General features: G+C 73.5%; 22 protein-coding genes. 14 read left to right on the forward strand and 8 right to left on the reverse strand.

The window, feature by feature from the left end; all coding sequences use genetic code 11:
- The first annotated feature begins 2 nt into the window (after nt 1-2).
- Both sufU and EDD33_RS07435 read left to right on the forward strand, forming a co-directional pair.
- Nucleotides 3-485: a Fe-S cluster assembly sulfur transfer protein SufU gene (gene sufU / locus EDD33_RS07430; protein WP_056538794.1), complete on the forward strand. Its 483-nt coding sequence runs from the start codon at nt 3-5 to the stop codon at nt 483-485.
- Entirely contained in the window at nt 482-853 is a 372-nt protein-coding gene (locus EDD33_RS07435) for a metal-sulfur cluster assembly factor (RefSeq protein ID WP_123389759.1), read from the forward strand. The genes sufU and EDD33_RS07435 overlap by 4 nt, the downstream gene beginning before the upstream one ends.
- Here EDD33_RS07435 and EDD33_RS07440 read toward each other — a convergent pair.
- Nucleotides 843-1,538: a hypothetical protein gene (locus tag EDD33_RS07440; RefSeq protein WP_123389761.1), complete on the reverse strand. Its 696-nt coding sequence runs from the start codon at nt 1,536-1,538 to the stop codon at nt 843-845. The two genes, EDD33_RS07435 and EDD33_RS07440, sit on opposite strands and share 11 nt — an antisense overlap.
- Before the next feature lie 19 nt (nt 1,539-1,557).
- Here EDD33_RS07440 and EDD33_RS07445 point away from each other — a divergent pair, with 19 nt between their 5' ends.
- The gene (locus EDD33_RS07445; protein ID WP_123389763.1) at nt 1,558-2,256 is read left to right on the forward strand and encodes a dienelactone hydrolase family protein; all 699 of its coding nucleotides are present in this window, start codon (nt 1,558-1,560) and stop codon (nt 2,254-2,256) included.
- Complete coding sequence (locus tag EDD33_RS07450; protein WP_211332456.1) at nt 2,253-2,870, forward strand: acVLRF1 family peptidyl-tRNA hydrolase; 618 nt, start codon at nt 2,253-2,255, stop codon at nt 2,868-2,870. The genes EDD33_RS07445 and EDD33_RS07450 overlap by 4 nt, the downstream gene beginning before the upstream one ends.
- Here the strand turns inward: EDD33_RS07450 and EDD33_RS07455 are convergent.
- The gene (locus tag EDD33_RS07455) at nt 2,867-4,258 is read right to left on the reverse strand and encodes an amino acid permease (protein WP_123389765.1); all 1,392 of its coding nucleotides are present in this window, start codon (nt 4,256-4,258) and stop codon (nt 2,867-2,869) included. The genes EDD33_RS07450 and EDD33_RS07455 overlap by 4 nt on opposite strands.
- Nucleotides 4,259-4,354: 96 nt before the next feature.
- Complete coding sequence (locus EDD33_RS07460) at nt 4,355-5,038, reverse strand: dienelactone hydrolase family protein (RefSeq protein ID WP_123389767.1); 684 nt, start codon at nt 5,036-5,038, stop codon at nt 4,355-4,357.
- 90 nt (nt 5,039-5,128) lie between these two features.
- Here EDD33_RS07460 and EDD33_RS07465 point away from each other — a divergent pair, with 90 nt between their 5' ends.
- The gene (locus tag EDD33_RS07465; protein WP_123389769.1) at nt 5,129-6,049 is read left to right on the forward strand and encodes a phosphotransferase family protein; all 921 of its coding nucleotides are present in this window, start codon (nt 5,129-5,131) and stop codon (nt 6,047-6,049) included.
- A 65-nt stretch (nt 6,050-6,114) separates the two neighbouring features.
- The gene (locus tag EDD33_RS07470) at nt 6,115-6,567 is read left to right on the forward strand and encodes a DUF6314 family protein (RefSeq protein ID WP_123389771.1); all 453 of its coding nucleotides are present in this window, start codon (nt 6,115-6,117) and stop codon (nt 6,565-6,567) included.
- A 19-nt stretch (nt 6,568-6,586) separates the two neighbouring features.
- Here EDD33_RS07470 and EDD33_RS07475 read toward each other — a convergent pair whose 3' ends face one another.
- Both EDD33_RS07475 and ypfJ read right to left on the reverse strand, forming a co-directional pair.
- The gene (locus EDD33_RS07475; protein ID WP_123389773.1) at nt 6,587-7,186 is read right to left on the reverse strand and encodes a biotin transporter BioY; all 600 of its coding nucleotides are present in this window, start codon (nt 7,184-7,186) and stop codon (nt 6,587-6,589) included.
- Nucleotides 7,187-7,301: 115 nt separating this feature from the next.
- Entirely contained in the window at nt 7,302-8,240 is a 939-nt protein-coding gene (ypfJ, locus tag EDD33_RS07480) for a KPN_02809 family neutral zinc metallopeptidase (protein WP_123389775.1), read from the reverse strand.
- A gap of 142 nt (nt 8,241-8,382) precedes the next feature.
- Between ypfJ and EDD33_RS07485 the strand changes: the two genes are divergently transcribed.
- Genes EDD33_RS07485 through EDD33_RS07500 form a run of 4 tightly spaced genes read left to right on the forward strand, consistent with a single transcriptional unit; the run spans nt 8,383 to nt 13,561 of the window.
- The gene (locus EDD33_RS07485; protein ID WP_123389777.1) at nt 8,383-9,981 is read left to right on the forward strand and encodes an ABC-F family ATP-binding cassette domain-containing protein; all 1,599 of its coding nucleotides are present in this window, start codon (nt 8,383-8,385) and stop codon (nt 9,979-9,981) included.
- Between the two features lie 48 nt (nt 9,982-10,029).
- Nucleotides 10,030-10,848, forward strand: a complete 819-nt coding sequence (locus EDD33_RS07490; protein ID WP_123389780.1) for an enoyl-CoA hydratase/isomerase family protein — start codon at nt 10,030-10,032, stop codon at nt 10,846-10,848.
- 28 nt (nt 10,849-10,876) lie between these two features.
- Complete coding sequence (locus EDD33_RS07495) at nt 10,877-12,763, forward strand: ABC transporter ATP-binding protein (protein ID WP_123389782.1); 1,887 nt, start codon at nt 10,877-10,879, stop codon at nt 12,761-12,763.
- 39 nt (nt 12,764-12,802) lie between these two features.
- On the forward strand, nt 12,803-13,561 hold the full coding sequence (locus EDD33_RS07500; RefSeq protein ID WP_123389784.1) for an SDR family oxidoreductase: 759 nt from the start codon (nt 12,803-12,805) through the stop codon (nt 13,559-13,561).
- On the opposite strand, the gene EDD33_RS07505 is transcribed toward EDD33_RS07500, so the two are convergent.
- Nucleotides 13,502-14,329: an SURF1 family cytochrome oxidase biogenesis protein gene (locus EDD33_RS07505; protein WP_170169724.1), complete on the reverse strand. Its 828-nt coding sequence runs from the start codon at nt 14,327-14,329 to the stop codon at nt 13,502-13,504. The genes EDD33_RS07500 and EDD33_RS07505 overlap by 60 nt on opposite strands.
- Nucleotides 14,330-14,370: 41 nt before the next feature.
- On the opposite strand from EDD33_RS07505, the gene moaA reads away from it, so the two are divergent.
- Complete coding sequence (moaA, locus tag EDD33_RS07510) at nt 14,371-15,396, forward strand: GTP 3',8-cyclase MoaA (RefSeq protein WP_246003418.1); 1,026 nt, start codon at nt 14,371-14,373, stop codon at nt 15,394-15,396.
- A gap of 61 nt (nt 15,397-15,457) precedes the next feature.
- On the opposite strand, the gene EDD33_RS07515 is transcribed toward moaA, so the two are convergent.
- Both EDD33_RS07515 and EDD33_RS07520 read right to left on the reverse strand, forming a co-directional pair.
- Nucleotides 15,458-15,673 (reverse strand): acetone carboxylase, encoded by a 216-nt coding sequence (locus EDD33_RS07515; RefSeq protein ID WP_123389788.1) that lies wholly within the window; start codon nt 15,671-15,673, stop codon nt 15,458-15,460.
- Complete coding sequence (locus tag EDD33_RS07520) at nt 15,670-15,966, reverse strand: DUF3099 domain-containing protein (RefSeq protein WP_056538854.1); 297 nt, start codon at nt 15,964-15,966, stop codon at nt 15,670-15,672. The genes EDD33_RS07515 and EDD33_RS07520 overlap by 4 nt, the downstream gene beginning before the upstream one ends.
- Before the next feature lie 114 nt (nt 15,967-16,080).
- Here EDD33_RS07520 and EDD33_RS07525 point away from each other — a divergent pair, with 114 nt between their 5' ends.
- Genes EDD33_RS07525 through EDD33_RS07535 form a run of 3 tightly spaced genes read left to right on the forward strand, consistent with a single transcriptional unit; the run spans nt 16,081 to nt 19,448 of the window.
- The gene (locus EDD33_RS07525) at nt 16,081-16,293 is read left to right on the forward strand and encodes a dodecin (RefSeq protein ID WP_056538857.1); all 213 of its coding nucleotides are present in this window, start codon (nt 16,081-16,083) and stop codon (nt 16,291-16,293) included.
- A gap of 4 nt (nt 16,294-16,297) precedes the next feature.
- The gene (locus EDD33_RS07530; RefSeq protein ID WP_246003419.1) at nt 16,298-18,028 is read left to right on the forward strand and encodes a Mur ligase family protein; all 1,731 of its coding nucleotides are present in this window, start codon (nt 16,298-16,300) and stop codon (nt 18,026-18,028) included.
- 25 nt (nt 18,029-18,053) lie between these two features.
- On the forward strand, nt 18,054-19,448 hold the full coding sequence (locus tag EDD33_RS07535; RefSeq protein ID WP_123389791.1) for an NYN domain-containing protein: 1,395 nt from the start codon (nt 18,054-18,056) through the stop codon (nt 19,446-19,448).
- Nucleotides 19,449-19,556 lie beyond the last annotated feature (108 nt).

The raw sequence follows: 19,556 nt of genomic DNA on the forward strand, positions 1-19,556 counted from the left end.
GCGTGGACCTCGACAGCCTCTACCAGGAGATCATCCTGGACCACTACCGCAACCCGCACCACGCGGGCCTGCGGGACCCCTTCGAGTCCGAGGTCCACCACGTCAACCCGACGTGCGGCGACGAGATCACGCTGCGGGTGCACCTCGACGGCGAGCCCGGCCACGAGACCGTCTCCGACGTGTCCTACGACGCCGAGGGCTGCTCGATCAGCCAGGCGGCGGCCTCGGTGATGGCCGACCTCGTCATCGGCCAGCAGGTCGACGAGGCGCTGCGCAAGCACCAGGCGTTCCTGGAGCTGATGCAGTCCCGCGGCACGATCGAGCCCGACGAGGAGGTGCTGGAGGACGGCATCGCCTTCGCCGGCGTCTCCAAGTTCCCGGCACGCGTCAAGTGCGCGCTGCTGGGCTGGATGGCCTTCAAGGACGCCACCTCGACCATCCTGGCCGGGACCGCGTCCACCACGACCCCCGAGGAGAACCGATGACCGCCGACCACAGCGACCTGCCCGACGTGCCCGAGGCCTCCGGCTCCGCCGGCACCGCCACGGTGAACCGCGAGGACGTCGTCGAGGCCATGAAGGACGTCGTCGACCCCGAGCTGGGCATCAACGTCGTCGACCTGGGCCTGGTCTACGACGTCCACATCGACGACGCGTCGGCCGCCGTGCTCGACATGACGCTGACGTCCGCGGCCTGCCCGCTGACCGACGTCATCCAGGACCAGACCAACCAGGCGCTCGAGGGTCTGGTCACCGACGTGACGATCAACTGGGTCTGGATGCCGCCGTGGGGCCCGGACAAGATCACCGAGGACGGTCGCGAGCAGCTGCGGGCGCTGGGCTTCAACGTCTGACGGACTCGCCCGACGCCCGCTGGCGGCGCAGCCCGTCCAGGGAGGCGTCGGCGTAGTAGCGCGGCTCGAGGTAGACCGACAGCTGCAGGGTCTCGCCCTCTCGCGCCGGCGTCGTCCTCGCGGTGATCTCGCCGACCAGACCGGAGGCGGCGAGGCCGACGCCGAAGCTGGTGCGGTGGGTGCTCTCCGGGTCGGCGAAGGGCCCGCTGGTGGCCAGCTCGACGCCCTCCTGCCAGCTCGCGACCGTGTCGTCCGGCAGTCCCCAGTGCTCGACCGCACGGGCCAGGGCGGCGTCGCCCTCGGCGCGGGTGTCGTAGGACTCGAACCAGGTCACCGAGGTCATCCGGTCGCGGCTGCTGTTGAAGAACGGCACGACCGTCGAGGTCCGCGCCCGCTCGGTGCCGCGGGGCCCGACCAGCTCGAGCTCGAGGAGCCGGTCGCGGGGCGAGCCGACCTGGGGGCCCAGGCGTCCGGGCTGGACGCCGACCTCCTGGCGGGTGACACGGAGGTCGCGCAGGTCGAACCGCATCCGGCCGGTCTGCTCGACGTGGGCGATGCCGGCCTCGGTGAGCAGCGAGAAACCCTCGGGACCGACGCGCGGGCCCTCGGGCTCGGGTTCGGAGAAGCAGCCCGCGGTCAGCCCGAGCGCAGCCGCGAGGACGAGCGCGCGGACCCGGACTGGCATGCGGGCTAGTTTGGCACCCATGACCCGTTCCGCGACGTACGTCGAGACTCCCGACGGCCAGATGCCCGCCCACCTCTGGCTGCCCGAGGGCGGGACCGGGCCGGGTCTGCTGCTGCTGCAGGAGATCTTCGGCATCAGCCGCTACGTGCAGTCCCGTGCCGAGGACCTCGCCGACCTCGGCTACGTCGTGCTCGCCCCGGAGATCTACTGGCGGCTCGGGGTCAGCCGCGTCGCGGAGGGGCCGCAGGCGATGGACGAGGGCCTGGCGCTCATGGGCCGGGTCGACTGGGACGCCGCGGTCCGCGACGCGGGCACCGCGCTCGGAGACCTCCGAGGGCGCCCCGAGGTCGACGGTGGCGCGGGCGTCGTGGGCTTCTGCTTCGGCGGGGGACTGGGCTTCCACCTCGCCGCCGTCGAGGAGCCCGACGCCCTGGTGGCCTACTACGGCTCCGCGATCCCGCAGCTGCTGGAGCTGGCGCCACGGGTGACGTGCCCGTCGCTGCACCACCTCGGGCTCGCCGACGCCTACATCGACGGCGACGCGCGGGCGGCGATGCTCGACGCACTGCGGTCGCGGCCCGCGACCCGGGTCGAGACCTACGAGGGCGCCGACCACGCGTTCGACAACCCCGACCTCCCGCTGCACCACGCGGACGCCTCGGCGGCGGCGTGGGAGCACACCGTGGCCTTCCTCGCCGAGCAGCTGCCCGCCACGTGAGCGCTGCCGGCGAGGTGCTGGTGCCGGCCGAGCGCGTGGTGCGCTGGACCGAGAACTTCGTCGCCCGCCACGGAGCCACGTCCTTCGTCGTCGCCGACGGGGTGCTGCACGGGACCGCGGCCGACGGGTCCGACTTCGTCGCCCGGCTGCCCTTCGACCTCGCCCACGCCGGCCCCGCCGACCCCGCGGCGCTGGCCCGGGCGTGCGTCACGCCCCCCGCCTGGGGGCTGCTGCTGGTGCGCAAGGGCGGCTTCGCGGTGGCGCGTCTGTCCGGCGACCGGCTGGTCGGCTCCAAGACCGGTCAGCGGCACGTGCAGGGTCGGACCAAGGCGGGCGGGCAGAGCCAGCAGCGCTTCGCCCGGCGGCGCGACAACCAGGCCCGGGCGGCGTACGACGCTGCGGCCGACCACGCGGCCCGCGTGCTGGGCGAGACCCCGCTGCTGCTGGTGACCGGCGGCGACCGGGAGGCCGTCGACGCGGTCGTGGCCGACCGCCGCCTGGCCGCCGTGTCCGTCGTCGGCCCGTGGCTGGCGGTCCCCGACCCTCGCCGGGCCGTGCTCGACCAGGCGGTCCGGGACGCGCAGGCGGTCCGGGTCGTGGTCCGGAACGCCTAGCGCTGGCCCCCGGTCGAGGCGGGCTGCTCGCTGAGCTCGTCGGGCGAGACCGACCCGCCGCGGGCCCGGGTGACCAGGTAGAGGTCGACCACGACCGCCCAGGAGAGCAGGCTCAGGAGCAGCTGCGAGCGGGTGTCGCTGGAGAGCGCCATCTGCACCAGGATCGCCAGGATCCCGGCGATGGCCACGATGGTCAGGGCCGGGAAGAGCCACATCCGGACCACGAGCTGCTCGTCGGGGGTCCGCCGCCGCAGCACCAGCTGCGAGATCGCGATCAGCAGGTAGACGAACAGGATCACCGCGCCCGAGGAGTTCAGCAAGAACAGGAAGACCGTGTCGGGCGAGACGTAGGCCGCGATCACGCTGAGGAACCCGATGACCGTGGAGAACAGGATCGCCCACACCGGGACCCCGCGCCGGTTCGTGGAGACCAGCACCGCGGGGGCCTCCTTGCGCGCGGCCAGCACGAAGATCATCCGCGAGGCGGTGTAGAGCCCGGAGTTCAAGCACGACAGCACGGCGGTCAGCACGACGGCGTTCATGATGTGGTCGGCGTACGGGATGCCCATCTCGCTGAAGGCGGCGACGTACGGCGAGGAGCCGAGCGCGTTGTCGTCCCACGGCACGATCAGCACCAGCAGGATCATCGAGCCGACGAAGAAGGTCGCCACGCGCAGGATGACCGACTGCGTGGCCCGGGCGATGGCGCGCTCGGGGTCGCTGGACTCGGCCGCCGCGATGGTCGCGATCTCGGCCCCCACCATCGAGAACACCACGACCACGATGCTGGAGAAGATCGCGCCGACGCCGTTGGGCACGAACCCGCCCTGGCTGGTCATCAGGCTGACGTCGAAGTCCTTGTCGGGCCAGAGCCCGACGACGAACAGCGTGCCGAGCACGAGGAAGACGATGATCGCGAACACCTTGATGCCGGCGAACCAGTACTCGAACTCGCCGTAGGAGCCCACCGAGACGAGGTTGGTGGCGGTCATCAGCACCATCAGCACCAGCGACATCAGCCACAGCGGGACGTCGATCCAGTAGCGCAGGATCTCCGCGCCGGCCACGGCCTCGAAGCCGACCACGATCACCCAGAAGTACCAGTACAGCCACGCCACCGAGAAGCCCGCCCAGCCGCCCAGCGCCCGCCGCGAGTAGTCGGAGAACGACCCGGTCGAGGGGTTGGCCGTGGCCATCTCGCCCAGCATCCGCATCACCAGGATGATCAGCACCCCGGTGACCAGGTAGGACAGGAACGCCGCCGGACCCGTCTGGTTGATCACGACGCCCGACCCCACGAACAGCCCGGCGCCGATCACGCCGCCGATCGCGATCATCGTCAGGTGGCGCTGCTTGAGGCCCTTCTGCAGCTGAGCGGGAGCGGACATCGCGAGATCCTCACGGCCGGGGGGCCGCGCCCGAGCAGACGGAGCCGTCCGCCAGCATCGCACGGCAGGACCGCGGCGAGCGAGGGCTGCGGGCGACTAGATGGTGAGCGAGGCCACACCCTCGAGCAGCTCCGAGACGGGCTCGCCGACCGCACGGTCCAGCAGCGTCGCCGTCGCGAAGTCGGCGGCGGCACGCTCGAAGACCGAGCCCCGTCGCAGCATGGCGTGCTTGCCGTCCTGCACGTCCAACCAGCCGAACGAGGCGGCGGTCCCGGCCACCTCCTGGCCGAGCCGTCGCGCCCGGCGGGGGTCGGCGACGCGGTCCGCGGTGCCGTGCACCATCAGCACCCGGCGACCGGCGAGCGTCGCGTGGTCGGCGGGTGCGATCCAGGCGTTGAGCGCGGCCACGCCCACGACCGGGGCGGCCGATCCCGCGAGGAGGGCCGCCCTGCCGCCGAGGGAGTGGCCGACCAGGCAGGTCGGCAGCGCGCCGAGCCGGCGGGCCACCTCGTCCAGGGCCCACAGCGCGTCGTCGACCGGGGTGTGCCCGGTGTCCCAGCCGCGGGTGGAGTTGAGCACCCGGAAGACGGCCAGCCCCCGGCCGCCCCCGACCCGGCCGACCCGCGCGATGCGCCGTGCCACCGGCACCATCCGCAGCACCGACAGCTGGGTCGGGCTGACCTCGGCGCGGTCCCGGCGGGCGGCACCCCCGTGCAGCACCAGCACGACGCCGTCGGGGTGGCGTGGCTCGCGGACGGGGACGAGACGGGGCTGCGGCACGTGGGCGCTCCTGGGCGTACGACGGGGGAGGGTGCTCGGCGACCGGCGGGTCGACGGTGATCGCGGGGGGCTGCTGCCAGGATGACGGACGTGTGGGAGCCGGACCCCTCGTGGGAGGTGCTGCCCGGCGCGGCCGGCCCGGCGAGCGCCGGGGTGTGGCGCGCCCGGTCGGGTGGTCGGAGCTGGGTCGTCAAGCGGCTGCGCCCCCCGTCTTACGACGAGCCGGGCGGTCACCTCGCGCTCGACCCCGTGCACCCCGGCTACTGGCGCCGTGAGGCCGACGCGGCCCTGACCGGCTTCGGCGACGGTCCCGGCCTGGTCCGCGCCGGCGACGGCCCGGTCGAGGAGGACGGCGAGGGCGTGACGCTGTGGAGCCCGGAGGCGGTGGGGGAGCCGCCGACGGGGCTCCACGTCGCCCGGGCCCTCGGCAGCTTCGCCGCGGCGGCGTACGACACCCCGCCGTGGGCCGCCCGCGAGCAGCTGCGCCGGCGGCTCGAGCTGGTGGAGGCCCGGGGCGGGTGGCGCACCCTGGCGCGCACCACGCTGGCCGACGTCACGAGCCTGCTGTGGGAGCGTCGCGGGCACTGGCTGGCCCGCCTCGACGAGGGGCCCCAGGGGCGGGTGCACGGCGACGCGGTGCCCTCGAACTTCCTCACCACCGGTCGGGGCGGTGCGGTCGTGGCGGTCGACTGGCAGTGCCTGGGCGTGGGACCCGTGGGTGCCGACCTGGGCTACTGGTCGCTGTCGAGCCGCGAGGAGTTCGGGGTGCTGCTGGAGGCGTTCCTCGCCGGGGTGGTCGCGGCGGCCGGTCGCGAGGTCGACGTCGAGGCCGTGGCGCGGGCGGCGCGGGTGCACGCGGCGTACTCCGTGCTGAGCCGTGCCGAGTGGGCGCTGGCCCAGGCGGCGAAGGGCGAGGGAGCGCTCGCCGGCAAGTTCCGCCACCCGGCCGTCGCGCCCTACCTGCGCGCGATCGAGCGGCAGTTCCCCCAGCTCGAGGCACTGCTCCCCTGAGCCCCGGGTCCCGAGGCGGACCCCAGCGCCTCACCGGAGGGCTGGCGCCGACCTAGGCTGACGCGGTGACCCCTGCGCACCCCCTGGCCGACCCGCGGCTCCTGCTCGGCGGCTGGCTGCTGGAGCGCACCATCGAGGACCGCCGCGGCGACCTCGACGGGGTGGTCGAGGGCCGGCTCGAGCTGGCCGAGGAGGCGCCCGACCGGCTGCGCTGGGAGGAGCGGGCCACCTGGCTCCGCCCCGGCGGCGAGGTGCCGGTGACCCGCACGCTGCGCGTCGTACGCCGCGGCGAGGGGTGGTGGGTCCTCTTCGAGGACGGGCGCGACTTCCACCCGTGGTCACCCGGCGACGCGGTGGTGCACGACTGCCGGTCCGACACCTACCGCGGCGTGGTCACCGGGTCCCCGGCCTCGTGGTCGGTGACCTGGGAGGTGACCGGGCCGGCCAAGGACTACGTGATGCACACGCGGCTGCGGCCCGCCCGCCCCGGCGAGGGGACGAGCGGGCCGCAGCAGTGACGTGCGGTGAGGAGGATCCTCAGCGGTGCAGCTTGTCGACGAGGCGCCACGCGACGGGCAGGCACCCGGCCGCGAGCAGGATCTTCAGGCCGTCGCCCAGCAGGTAGTTCTTCATGCCGATGTCGAAGGCCTCGCCGAGACCGATGCCGAGCGAGGCGGCGAGGTAGGGCAGGCCGATCGCGTAGACCACGGCGTTGCCGAGCACCATCGTGGCGATGGTGCGGCCCGGCGAGCGGTCGCCGCCACGGCTGGCCAGCAGGCCGACGACGCCGGCTGCGACCACGAAGCCGATGACGTAGCCGAGGGAGGGTGCCATCACGCCGGAGCCGCCGTCGGCGTACCACGGCATCCCGGCCATGCCGGCGAGCAGGTAGACGAGCAGCGCGAGCGCGCCACGCTGCCAGCCGAGGGCCGCACCGACCCCGAGCGCGGCGAAGGTCTGGCCGGTCACCGGCACGGGGGAGCCCGCGACCGGGATCGCGACCTGGGCGGCGAGACCGGTCAGTGCGGCACCGCCGAGGACGAGGGCGATGTCCCGGGCGAGCGCCCCGGGGACGACGTCGGCCAGGACCAGCGGGCGACGCCGGTGCAGCGGGACGGACAGGGCGGAGCTGGACATGGGGACCTCCGTGACGGACGTGCGGTGCGGCTATCTCTACCAGAACGCGACGCCCGGGACCGGCGTCGCCGTCCTACTGGACGGTGCTACCGGTGGGTCCGCCGCGAGAGCCGCGTCACAGTCGACCGGCGGAGAAGGTGTCGCAGGCCTCCAGCGAGCCCTGCTCGAGGCCGATGTTGAACCACTTCACGCGCTGGGCGGCGGAGCCGTGGGTGAAGGAGTCGGTGTCGACCCGGCCCGAGGAGCGCTGCTGGATCCGGTCGTCGCCGACCGCCTCCGCGGCGTCGATGGCCCGCTCGATGTCGTCCTGGGTCAGGTCGGAGATGATCGTCTGGCCGTCCTGGTCCCGGGTGCGGGTCGCGCTGCGGGCCCACATGCCGGCCAGGCAGTCGGCCTTGAGCTCGACCCGCACGGCGTCGCTGTCGGCGCCCTGCTGGGTGCGGATCCGGCCGAGGTCGCCCTGGAGGTCCTCCACGTGGTGGCCGTACTCGTGGGCGATGACGTAGCCGATCGCGAACGGGCCGCCCTGCGCCCCGAGCCGGCCGCGCAGCATGTCGTCGAAGAAGGTGGTGTCGAGGTAGACCAGCTGGTCGTTGGGGCAGTAGAACGGCCCCATCTCCGAGCTGGCCTGGCCGCAGCCGGACTGCGTCGATCCCTCGAACCGCACCGTCTTGATCTGCTGGTAGGCCTCGCCCGTCTGGTCGGGGTAGGCCCGGTCCCAGAAGTCCTGCACCGAGGTGGTGAACAGGTCGATCGCGCAGGCGTCGGAGCTGTTGGCGTCCTCCCCGGTGCGGCACTCGTTGGTGGTCTGCTCGCCGGTCGCGCCCGAGGAGCCGGTCCCGCCGCCCCCACCGCCTCCGCCGAGGAACTGGATGGCCACGTAGACCAGCACCACCAGGATGATCCCGCCGATCCCGAGGCCACCCTTGCCGCCGGTGGGGATGGGCAGTCGGCCGCCGCCGCCTCCCGTGCCGCCGCCGAAGCCACCGCCGCCACCGCCGCGGCGTACCTCCACCTGGCCCTGGTCGATGCGGGCCTTGGGGTTGAAGCGCATGGGTGCTCCGCTCGGTCGGGGTGGCTCGTAGACTAGGGCCCGCGGGTCGGTCGTGTCGCAGCCCGGCTGCGGCCCGCGATCCACCGTGAGTACCCCGTCCCGGGGAGCCCAGCACGGTGGCCACCCCCGACGAAGGCCTGTCGTGATCACTGTCTCCCAGCTCGAGGTGCGCGCCGGCGCGCGCCTGCTCATGAGCGACGTCAACTTCCGCATCGGCGCCGGCGACCGGGTCGGCCTGGTCGGCCGCAACGGCGCCGGCAAGACGACCATGACCAAGATCCTGGCGGGGGAGACGCTCCCGGCCGGCGGCACCGTCACCAACTCCGGGACCATCGGCTACCTGCCCCAGGACCCCCGCACCGGTGACCCCGAGGTGCTCGCACGCGACCGGATCCTCTCGGCCCGCGGTCTCGACGAGGTCGTACGCCGGCTCCGCGCCGCCGAGGCCGAGATGGGCAGCGACGACCCGAACACCCGGGACCGGGCCATGCGCCGCTACGAGAAGGCCGACGCGGCCCTGCACGCGGCCGGCGGCTACTCCGCCGAGGCCGAGGCGGCCCAGATCGCCTCCTCCATCGGCATCGCCGACCGGCTGATGGACCAGCCGCTGCGGACCCTCTCCGGTGGGCAGCGGCGCCGCGTCGAGCTCGCCCGCATCCTGTTCTCGGGCGCGGAGACGCTGCTGCTCGACGAGCCCACCAACCACCTCGACGCCGACTCGATCGTGTGGCTGCGCGACTACCTGCGCAACCACAAGGGCGGCCTGGTGGTGATCTCCCACGACGTCGGGCTGCTCGAGGCCTGTGTCAACAAGGTGCTGCACCTCGACGCCAACCGGGCCGTCATCGACGTCTACAACATCGGCTGGAAGGCCTACCTCGCCCAGCGCGAGACCGACGAGAAGCGCCGCAAGCGCGAGCGCACGAACGCCGAGAGCAAGGCCAAGACGCTCACCGACCAGGCCAACAAGATGCGCGCCAAGGCCACCAAGGCCCAGGCCGCGCAGTCGATGCTCAAGCGTGCCGAGAAGCTGATGGCCGGTGTCGAGGGCGAGCGGCAGGCCGACCGCGTGGCCAAGATCACGTTCCCCGATCCGGCCCCGTGCGGCAAGACGCCGCTCACGGCCCGGGAGCTGTCGAAGTCCTACGGCTCGCTCGAGGTGTTCACCGACGTCGACCTGGCGGTCGACCGGGGCAGCCGGGTGGTGGTGCTCGGCCTCAACGGCGCCGGGAAGACCACCCTGATGCGGATCCTGGCCGGCGTCGACCAGTCCGACACCGGCGGCGTCGTGCCCGGGCACGGCCTCAAGATCGGCTACTACGCCCAGGAGCACGAGACGCTCGACACCAACCGGACCGTGCTGCAGAACCTGCAGTCGGCGGCGCAGCAGCTCACCGACACGGAGGCGCGCTCGGTCCTGGGGTCGTTCCTGTTCTCCGGCGACGACGCCACCAAGCCCGCAGGCGTCCTCTCGGGCGGGGAGAAGACGCGGCTCGCGCTGGCCATCCTGGTGGTCTCCAGCGCCAACGTGCTGCTGCTCGACGAGCCGACCAACAACCTCGACCCCGCCTCCCGCGAGGAGGTCCTCGCGGCGATCCGCTCCTACGCCGGCGCGATCGTGCTGATCACGCACGACGAGGGCGCCGTCCACGCGCTCGAGCCCGACCGGGTGCTGATCCTGCCCGACGGGGTCGAGGACCTCTGGACGCCCGACTACGCCGACCTGGTGTCGCTGGCCTGAGCGTCGGTGCGGGGCCGGGTGTCGGTGGCGCGCACTAGCCTCGGGCCCATGTCCACCGGCTCCTCACCCTCCACCACGCCCTTCCCCGACACCGAGCGGCTGAGCCGGGTCGGGTTGCGGGCCGAGCTCGACGGGGCCGTGCTGACCGTCACCCTCGACCGGCCGCAGCGCCGCAACAGCCAGACCCCGGGCCAGTGGCACGCCCTGGGCGACCTCGGCGCGTCGGTGCCCGACGAGGTCCGGGTGGTGGTGGTGCGCGGCGAGGGGGCGACGTTCTCGGCCGGCCTCGACACGCGCCTGCTGGGCCCCGACGGCGTCCCGGGGGAGGACTCGGTCCACGACCTGATGCGCGGCGACGACCAGCACGTGCTGGACACCATCGACGCCTACCAGCGCGGCTTCACCTGGCTGGGCGACCCCCGGTTCGTCTCGGTCGCGCAGGTGCGCGGGCACGCCATCGGCGCGGGGTTCCAGCTGGCCCTGGCCTGCGACCTGCGGGTGGTGGCCGAGGACGCGCTGTTCTGCATGAAGGAGCCGGCGCTGGGCCTGGTGCCGGACCTGGCGGGAACAAAACCCCTGGTCGAGCTGGTTGGCTACTCGCGGGCGCTGGAGATCTGCGCGACGGCGAGGTTCCTCGGGGCCGAGGAGGCACGTCACCTCGGCCTGGCCACCGCGGTGGTGCCGGGCGACGACCTCGAGGCCACCACGGCCGACCTCGTCGAGGCCCTGCTCTCCAGCGACGCAGGAGCGGTCCGCGAGACCAAGGCACTGCTGCAGTCAGCAGGCAGCCTCGGTCTGGAGGAGCAGCGCCTGCGCGAGCGACAGGCACAGCTGCGTCGGTTCCGGGCCCTCACCGCGAGGGGCTGAGCGGCCGGGCAGCCGGGAAGGAGAACCCATGAGCGGCATGAGTCCCTGGGCGATGCTCGGGTCGGCCCGGCGCGACCGGTCGGTGGTGGACCACCGGCTGAGCCGCGACACGGTGCGTCGGGTCGTCGGCTTCGCCCTGCCCCACCGGGCGTTGATCGCGGGGTTCCTGACCTTCGTGGTCCTCGACGCCGCCCTGGTGGTCGTCAACCCGCTGCTGGTCAAGCACCTCCTCGACGACGGGGTCCTGGCCCAGGACGTCTCCGTCGTGGTGTGGCTGGCCGTCGCGATGGGCGTCACCTCGATCCTCTCCGCCGGGCTGGGTGTGGGGTCGGGCTTCTTGTCCTCGCGCATCGGCGAGAGCCTGATCTTCGACCTGCGCACCCAGGTGTTCGCCCACGTCCAGCGGCTCAGCCTCGCCTTCTTCACGCGCACCCAGACCGGCGCGCTCGTCTCCCGGCTCAACAACGACGTCGTGGGGGCGCAGCGCGCCTTCACCTCGACGCTGTCCAGCGTGGTCTCCAACTCGATCAGCGTGGTCGTCGTGGGGATCACGATGTTCGCGCTCAGCTGGCAGGTCACGCTGGCCTGCCTGGCGCTGTTCCCGCTGCTGCTGCTGGCCTCGCGCTGGGTGGGCCGTCAGATCAGCGGCCTGACGCGGCGCCAGATGGACGGCAACGCCGACCTGGGCAACATGATGACCGAGCGCTTCAACGTGGGCGGCGCGCTGCTGCTCAAGCTGTTCGGCCGACGCGACGAGGAGGACGACCGCTACGCCGAGAAGGCCGGCGTGGTGCGCGACCTCGGCATCCGGATCGCGCTCGTCACCCGGATCTTCATGGCCTTCATGATGCTGATCCCGGCGCTGGCGACCGCGCTGGTCTACGGCATCGGCGGCACCCTGGCCGTGAGCGGGGCGCTCACCATCGGCACCCTGACCGCGCTCGCGACGCTGCTGCTGCGACTGCTCGGGCCGATGCAGGGCCTGTCCAACGTGCGTGTCGACGTGATGACCGCGCTGGTCAGCTTCGACCGCGTCTTCGAGGTGCTCGACCTGCCCTCCACCGTGGCGGAGAAGGACGACCCCGTGGAGGTCGACCCCCACCACGGCCGGGTGCAGTTCTCCCACGTCGGCTTCGGCTACCCCTCCGCCGAGGAGGTCTCCCTGGCCAGCCTCGAGACCGTCGCACGGGTCGAGACCCGCGACAACGGGCCCGTGCTGCACGACGTCGACTTCGTGGCCGAGCCCGGCCAGATGGTGGCCCTGGTGGGCCCCTCGGGCGCCGGCAAGACCACCATCACCCACCTCGTCGCCCGGCTCTACGACGTGACGAGCGGGGCCGTGCTGGTCGGCGGCCACGACGTCCGCGAGGTGTCGCTGCAGTCGCTGGAGGACTCCGTCGGCTACGTCACCCAGGACGCCCACATGTTCCACGACACCATCCGCGAGAACCTCCGCTACGCCCATCCCGACGCCTCGGACGAGCAGGTCTGGGCGGCCCTGGAGGCGGCGCGGATCGCCTCGCTGGTGCGCTCGATGCCCGACGGCCTCGACACCGTCGTGGGCGACCGCGGCTACCGGCTCTCCGGGGGCGAGCGGCAGCGGCTGGCCATCGCCCGGCTGCTGCTCAAGGCGCCGTCCATCGTGGTGCTCGACGAGGCCACCGCCCACCTCGACTCCGAGTCGGAGTTCGCGGTGCAGCAGGCCCTGGACTCCGCCCTGGAGGGACGCACCTCGCTCGTCATCGCCCACCGGCTCTCCACCGTCCGCAACGCCGACCTGATCCTCGTCGTCGACGGCGGTCGCATCGTGCAGCGCGGCACCCACGCCGAGCTGCTGGCCGCCGGCGGCCTCTACGCCGACCTGCACCGCACCCAGTTCGAGGAGGACGCCCCCGCCCCGCAGACGGTGGGCTGAGCCGCGCCCGGGCCGGTCGGTGTCCCCTAGCGTGGGGGCATGGACCTCCAGCTGACCGACCGTGTCTTCCTCGTCACCGGGGGCGCTCGCGGCCTGGGCCGGGCCAGTGCCGAGCTGCTCGTCGCCGAGGGCGCGCGCGTGGTGCTGTCGGGGCGGAGCGAGAGCTCGCTCGGCGAGGCCGTGACCGCGCTGGGCGAGGACCGGGCCACCGCGGTGGTCGCCGACAACGCCGACCCCGCCACCGCCCACCGGCTCGTCGAGACGGCCCTGTCGCGCTGGGGCCGGCTCGACGGGGCCCTGGTCTCGGTCGGTGGACCACCGCCCGGCTCGGTGATGGAGACCGAGGACCGGATCTGGAGCGAGGCCTTCGAGTCGATCGTCGTCGGAGGCCTGCGGGTCGCACGGGCGACCGCGCGGGCCGTCGAGGGGCCGGCGTCGATCGTGTTCGTGCTCTCCACGTCGGTGCGCGAGCCGGTGGCCGGCCTGGCGGTGTCCAACGGCCTGCGTCCGGGCCTGGCCATGGCGGCCAAGGTGCTCGCCGGCGAGCTCGGGCCGCGGCAGGTGCGCGTCAACGGCCTGCTGCCCGGGCGCATCTCCACCGACCGGGTGGCCGAGCTCGACCAGGCGACCGGCAACGCCGAGGAGGCCCGACGCCGGGCGGTGGCCTCGATCCCGCTCGGACGCTACGGCCGGCCCGAGGAGTTCGCCGCCGCGGCGGCGTTCCTGCTCAGCCCGGTCTCATCCTTCGTCACGGGGACGATGCTGCCCGTGGACGGCGGTCTGCTGCGCGGGCTCTGAGTCACGGCCGGGGCGGCGTCGCGCCTCGCCCGCGGGCGTGCCCTCCCGTCGCCGGCCGCGCAGCTCGTCGTAGGCCAGGTAGGCGAACCCGAAGACGGCCAGCGCCCCGAAGAACCACCACTGCAGGCCGTAGAAGAAGTGCGGGCCGTTGCTGCCGGCGTCCGGGAGCTCGGTGAGGGCGAGCTGCTGCTCCGGCTCCGGGCTCTCCTCGGCCAGGTCGAGGAACCCGCGGTAGAGCGGGTGGGGGACCGCCTCGGCGGCCGCCTGCGAGGACACGGCCCGGGTGCTGAGGTCCTGGACCTGCGTCGCGCCGCCGGTCGCGTCCTGCCGGACGTAGCCGGTCACCGTGACCGTCCCCTCGGTCGCGGGTGGCAGGTCGGGGCGGGTGCGGCCGGAGTTGTCGGTCGCGAGCCAGCCACGGTCGACCAGCACCGCGGTGCCGTCCTCGGTGACCAGGGGGGTGACGACGTCGACGCCGGCACCGCCCTCGCGGGTCTGGTACTTCAGCACGATCGTGTGCTCGTCGTCCCAGGTGCCCCGGGCGGTCACCCGCTGCCACGCCGCCTCGGCCGGGGGCTGTCGATCGGTGGAGAGCACCTCCTCGACGGGCACGGGAGCCGCGCGGAGGTTGGTGCTCACGATGCGGTTCTCCTGCTTGCGGTCCTCCAGCCGGCCGAACTGCCACTGCCCCAGCAGCAGGGTCAGGTAGGCCAGGAGCGCGACCACGACGGCGAACACGACCCAGCGACGTGACAGCAGGAACCCCACGGCACGAGCGTAGTTCGGGGTTCCGTCCCTAGACTGGCCGGGTGAGCGCCCACGACGACATCCAGCCAGCCCCGGCGGGCGGCCTGCTCGACGGCTTCGGCCGGGTCGCCACCGACCTGCGGGTCTCCCTGACCGACCGGTGCAACCTGCGGTGCAACTACTGCATGCCGGCCGAGGGGCTCGACTGGATGCCCACCGACCAGACGCTGACCGACGACGAGGTCGTCCGTCTGGTGAGGATCGGCGTCGAGGACCTCGGCATCCGCGAGGTCCGCTTCACCGGGGGGGAGCCGCTGCTGCGCCGGGGGCTCACCGACATCGTCCGGCGTACGGCGCAGCTGCGCCCGCGCCCGGAGGTCTCGCTCACCACCAACGCCCTCGGCCTCGCCCGCACCGCCGGGGCCCTCGCCGAGTCGGGCCTGGACCGGGTGAACGTCAGCCTCGACACCATCCGCGCCGACGTGTTCGCGCAGATCACGCGCCGCGACCGGCTGCACGACGTGGTCGCCGGGCTCGAGGCGGCGGACGCGGCCGGCATCGGCCCGATCAAGATCAACGCCGTGCTGCTGCGCGGCGTCAACGACCACCTCGCGCCGGAGCTGCTCGGCTGGTGCCTGGAGCGCGGCTACCAGCTGCGGATCATCGAGCAGATGCCGCTCGACGCCCAGCACGCCTGGTCCCGGGAGGGCATGGTCACCGCCGAGGAGATCTTCGCCTCGCTGGCCACCGCCTTCACGCTGACGCCCGACCCCGACCACCGCGGCAGCGCCCCGGCCGAGACGTTCCTCGTCGACGGCGGGCCCGCCCGTGTCGGGGTGATCGCCTCGGTGACGCGCCCGTTCTGCGGCGACTGCGACCGGGTGCGGCTCACCGCAGACGGTCAGGTCCGCAACTGCCTGTTCGCCCGTGAGGAGTCCGACCTGCGGGCGGCGCTGCGCGGCGGTGCGAGCGACGACGAGATCGCCGACCGCTGGCGCCTGGCGATGGTCACCAAGCGTCCCGGCCACGGCATCGACGACACCACGTTCCTGCAGCCGACGCGTCCGATGTCGGCGATCGGCGGCTGACCGGGAGACCGACCGGGCGGCTGCTCGGCGGCCGGTCGACCCGCTGCGTGCGACGCCCGCCTCAGGCGTGCGGGACGACGTCGCGCAGGAACTGGCGCGCGGCGAGGAAGTCGCCCAGGGAGCCGCGGTGCTCCTCGCACGCCAGCCACACCTTGCGCCGGTCGGGCGTGTGCAGCTTGGGGTTGTTCCACAGCAGCTGGTGGGTCGCGGGGGCCTGGCAGCCCTTGGCCGAGCAGGTGGCCTCGACCTCGGGGGCGGTCTCGTCGGCCGTGCTCACCCGAGCTCCTTGTAGCCCCGCCCGGGCTGCACCAGGTCGGCGCCGTCGGTGCGCGGTGCGGCGCTGTTGGCCACGATCACCGCGACGTAGGGCAGGAAGACCGCGCCGAAGATGAGGACCCAGCGGACCCAGCCCGGACCGACCACGGCCGCGCCGACGAAGCAGAGCGTCCGCACGACCATCGAGATGATGTAGCGGCGTCGCCGCCGGTCGAGGTCGTCGCGGTGGCTCTGGGGTGCGGTCGTGATGCGGACCGGCTCGGTACCGCGCCGGTTGCTGCGTGTTCCTGCCACACCTCCCAGCGTACGGGCGGGCTCCCAGCCCCTCGGGCGGCCGGGGGAGCCGCAGTGCGACACTGGCGCCGTCATGGGGCCCCGAGCCTCCACCGCGCACCCAGGAGGACGTTGATGTCCGACCGCACCTACCGAGTGACCGAGATCGTCGGCACCTCCACCGAGGGCATCGACCAGGCGATCCGCAACGGCGTCGAGCGCGCCGCGCGCACGCTGCGCCACGTCGACTGGTTCGAGATGACCCAGGTCCGCGGCCACGTCAAGGACGGCCAGGTGGAGCACTTCCAGGTCGGTCTCAAGGTCGGCTTCCGGCTCGAGGACGACTGAGGCGTTGGGCTCCTCGGCCGAGGGCACGTCCGGTTCGGCCCTGGTCGAGCTGAGGGTGCTCGAGGGACCCAACCTCTACTTCCCCCGCGCGGCGGTGAAGCTCACCGTCGACGTCCACCCGTTGGCCGCGGCCGACGAGGCCACGCTGCGGGCGCTGGCCGCCGGGCTGGGCCTGCGCTCGGTGCGTGCCGGGGCACCGCTCAGCGGGTTCCGCCAGCGGGCGCTGGTGCGCGTGGTCACCGCCGTGGTGCGGCGGGTGGCGCGCGAGTCGGGCACCACCCGGCTCGGCGTACGGGTGCGGGCCACGGCCGAGGCCGACCGTCTCGTGGTGGCCTTCCCCTGGCGTGACCGCGCCCGGGCGCAGGCACTGGGGCAGCAGGTGGTCGCGGTGCTCGACGGACTGGAGGGGGGCGGCTCCCTGGAGGAGCTCGTCGCCGCCGCCGCCGCGGTGGTGCGGGACACCCCTCGCGGCCCCGGCCCCACGACCGTGCGGCCCCGGGTCCCCCTCGTGGCGGTCACCGGCACGAACGGCAAGACGACCACCTCGCGCATGGTCGCGCACATCGCCCGCGAGGCGGGCCACCACGTGGGGTGGTCCAGCACCGACGGGGTGTACGTCGACGGGGTGCTCGTCGAGCCGGGTGACTACTCCGGCCCCTCGGGTGCCGGGCAGGTGCTCTCCCGCCCGGAGGTCGACTTCGCGGTGACCGAGACCGCCCGCGGCGGCATCCTGCTCAAGGGCATCGGCGTCACCAGCAACGACGTCTCCGTCGTCACCAACGTGACCGCCGACCACCTCGGCCTGCAGGGCATCGACACCGTCGACCAGCTGGCCGAGGTCAAGGCCGTCGTGCCCTCGATCACCCGGCGCGACGGCTGGGCCGTGCTCAACGCCGACGACCCGCGGACGCTGGCCATGCGCGGCGTCACCAAGGCGCAGCCGTGGCTGTTCTCCCGCGACCCCGACTCTCCCGCGCTGCGCGAGGTGCTGGGCGCGGGCGGTCGCGCCACCACCGTCATCGACGGGTGGATCACCGTCCTGGAGGGCCGCGGCTCCGACCTGCTCCTCGAGCTGGTCGACGTGCCGATGACCCTGGGCGGGCTGTCACGCTTCAACGTGGAGAACGCCCTCGCCGCGGCGTCGGCCGGCCTGGCCGCCGGGCTCGGTCGCGAGCACGTCGTGGCCGGGCTGCGCTCCTTCCGGCCCGACGCCGAGCACAACCCGGGCCGGATGAACTTCTTCACCGTCCCCACCGAGCGCGGCGACCTGTGCGTGGTGATGGACCTCGCGCACAACGAGGCCGGCCTCGAGGCGATGGTCGAGATCATGCGGGGCGTGCGCGCGCCGGGTGGACGGCTGCTGTTGGGGCTCGGCGCGGTCGGTGACCGCACCGACGAGCTGCTCGAGGCACTCGGCGAGATCGCCGCCCGTGACACCGACGTGGTCGCGATCGGGCACAAGCAGAAGTACCTCCGCGGTCGCACGGTGGCGGAGATGGACGCCCTGCTCCGCGCCGGCGCGGAGCGCGTCGGGGTCACCGACGTCACGTCGTACCCCACCGAGCTGGCCTCGCTGCAGGCCCTCGTCGCCCAGGCCGGGCCCGACGACGTCGTGGGCCTGATGTGCCACGCGGAGCGCCAGGAGGTCTACGACTGGCTGGCCACGCTCGGTGCCACGCCCGACTCCGCGGAGCAGCTCGCCACGCGCGTACGGCGGGCGGCGGCGCAGGACTGAGCCGGGTTGGTGGAGACTGTCGGTCATGACCGACTCACGACGCCTCGCCGTCCTCATCGACGCCGACAACGTCTCCTCCAAGGTCTCGACCGACCTGTTCGCCGAGCTCGCGGGCTACGGCCTGCTGACCGTGAAGCGCGCGTACGGCGACTGGACCACCGACCAGCTCAACGGGTGGAAGAAGCGGCTCCACGAGCACGCCATCTCCCCGATGCAGCAGTTCGCCTACACGACCGGCAAGAACTCCAGCGACTCCGCGCTCATCATCGACGCGATGGACCTGCTGTACGCCGGCAACCTCGACGGCTTCGTCATCGTCTCCAGCGACAGCGACTTCACCCGCCTGGCCACCCGGCTGCGCGAGTCGGCGATGACCGTCTACGGCGTCGGCGCCGGCAAGACGCCCCGCGCCTTCCGTGACGCCTGCGACAAGTTCACCTTCCTCGAGGTGCTCGGCGCCGCCGTCGCCGAGGACGAGGAGGAGGAGCCCGCCCCGCAGCGCAGCCGGCGGTCGTCGCGCGGGGGTGGCGGAGGTGGTGGCGCCGGCGGCGAGAGCCCCGAGCCCCGCGAGACCAGCGACGCCGGCACCCGCGACCAGGCAGCGGTGCTGCAGAGCGTGCTGTCGCGCAGCCTCAACAAGGCCGACTCCGACGACGAGGACTGGACGACCCTCGGCTCGCTCGGCACCCTGCTGACCCGCACCGACCCGTCCTTCGATGCCCGCACCCACGGGTTCGGCAAGCTGAGCGACCTGATCCGCGAGCAGCCCTTCCTCGAGACCCGCACCATCACCACGGCCGCCGGCACCGAGCAGCTGATGGTGCGGCTCAAGGGCCGCCGCCGCAACAACCGCGGCCCCGGCCGCCGCTCGCGCGGCGAGGGCGCTCCCGAGCAGGTCCAGGAGCAGCCGACGCCGGAGCCCCCCGGCGACTCCGCCCCGGAGCCGGTCGTCGAGCCGGCCGTCGCCCCCGGCGTCGTCGACGTGCCCGAGGTCCCCGAGGCCGCTCCCGCGCAGGCCGAGGTCCCCGAGGTCGAGAGCGTCACCCCGGTGGCGCCCGAGACCGTGGACGGCGACGAGCCCGGCGACGAGCTTGTCGAAGCGGAGCCGGTGAAGAAGACCGCAAAGAAGGCTGCCAGGAAGGCACCCGCCAAGAAGGCGGCCGCCAAGACCGCGGCTGCGAAGAAGGCGCCGGCCAAGAAGACGGCCAAGAAGACGTCGGCGAAGAAGTCCGCCCCCGCGGAGGGGACGAGCGCTCCGGAGACCACCGAGCCCGCCCCGCAACCCGCCGTCGAGGCGGAGCCCGCGGCGGCACCCGCGCCCGGCGGTCACACCGTCACGGTGGGCCGCACGTCGCGCCGGTCGGCCAAGCGCGCAGCCGGGCCGTCGAAGGCGACCGACGAGGCACCCGCTCCGTCCTAGGCGACCGCGGGGACCGCTCCCGCCGTTGGTGGAACGGTCGTTCCACCAAGGCGCGTTGGTGGAACAGCTGTTCCACCAACGCCGGGAACGGACCCGAGGCGGGTCGGG

This window comes from Nocardioides aurantiacus (genome assembly GCF_003752505.1).
GTDB lineage: Bacteria > Actinomycetota > Actinomycetes > Propionibacteriales > Nocardioidaceae > Marmoricola > Marmoricola aurantiacus.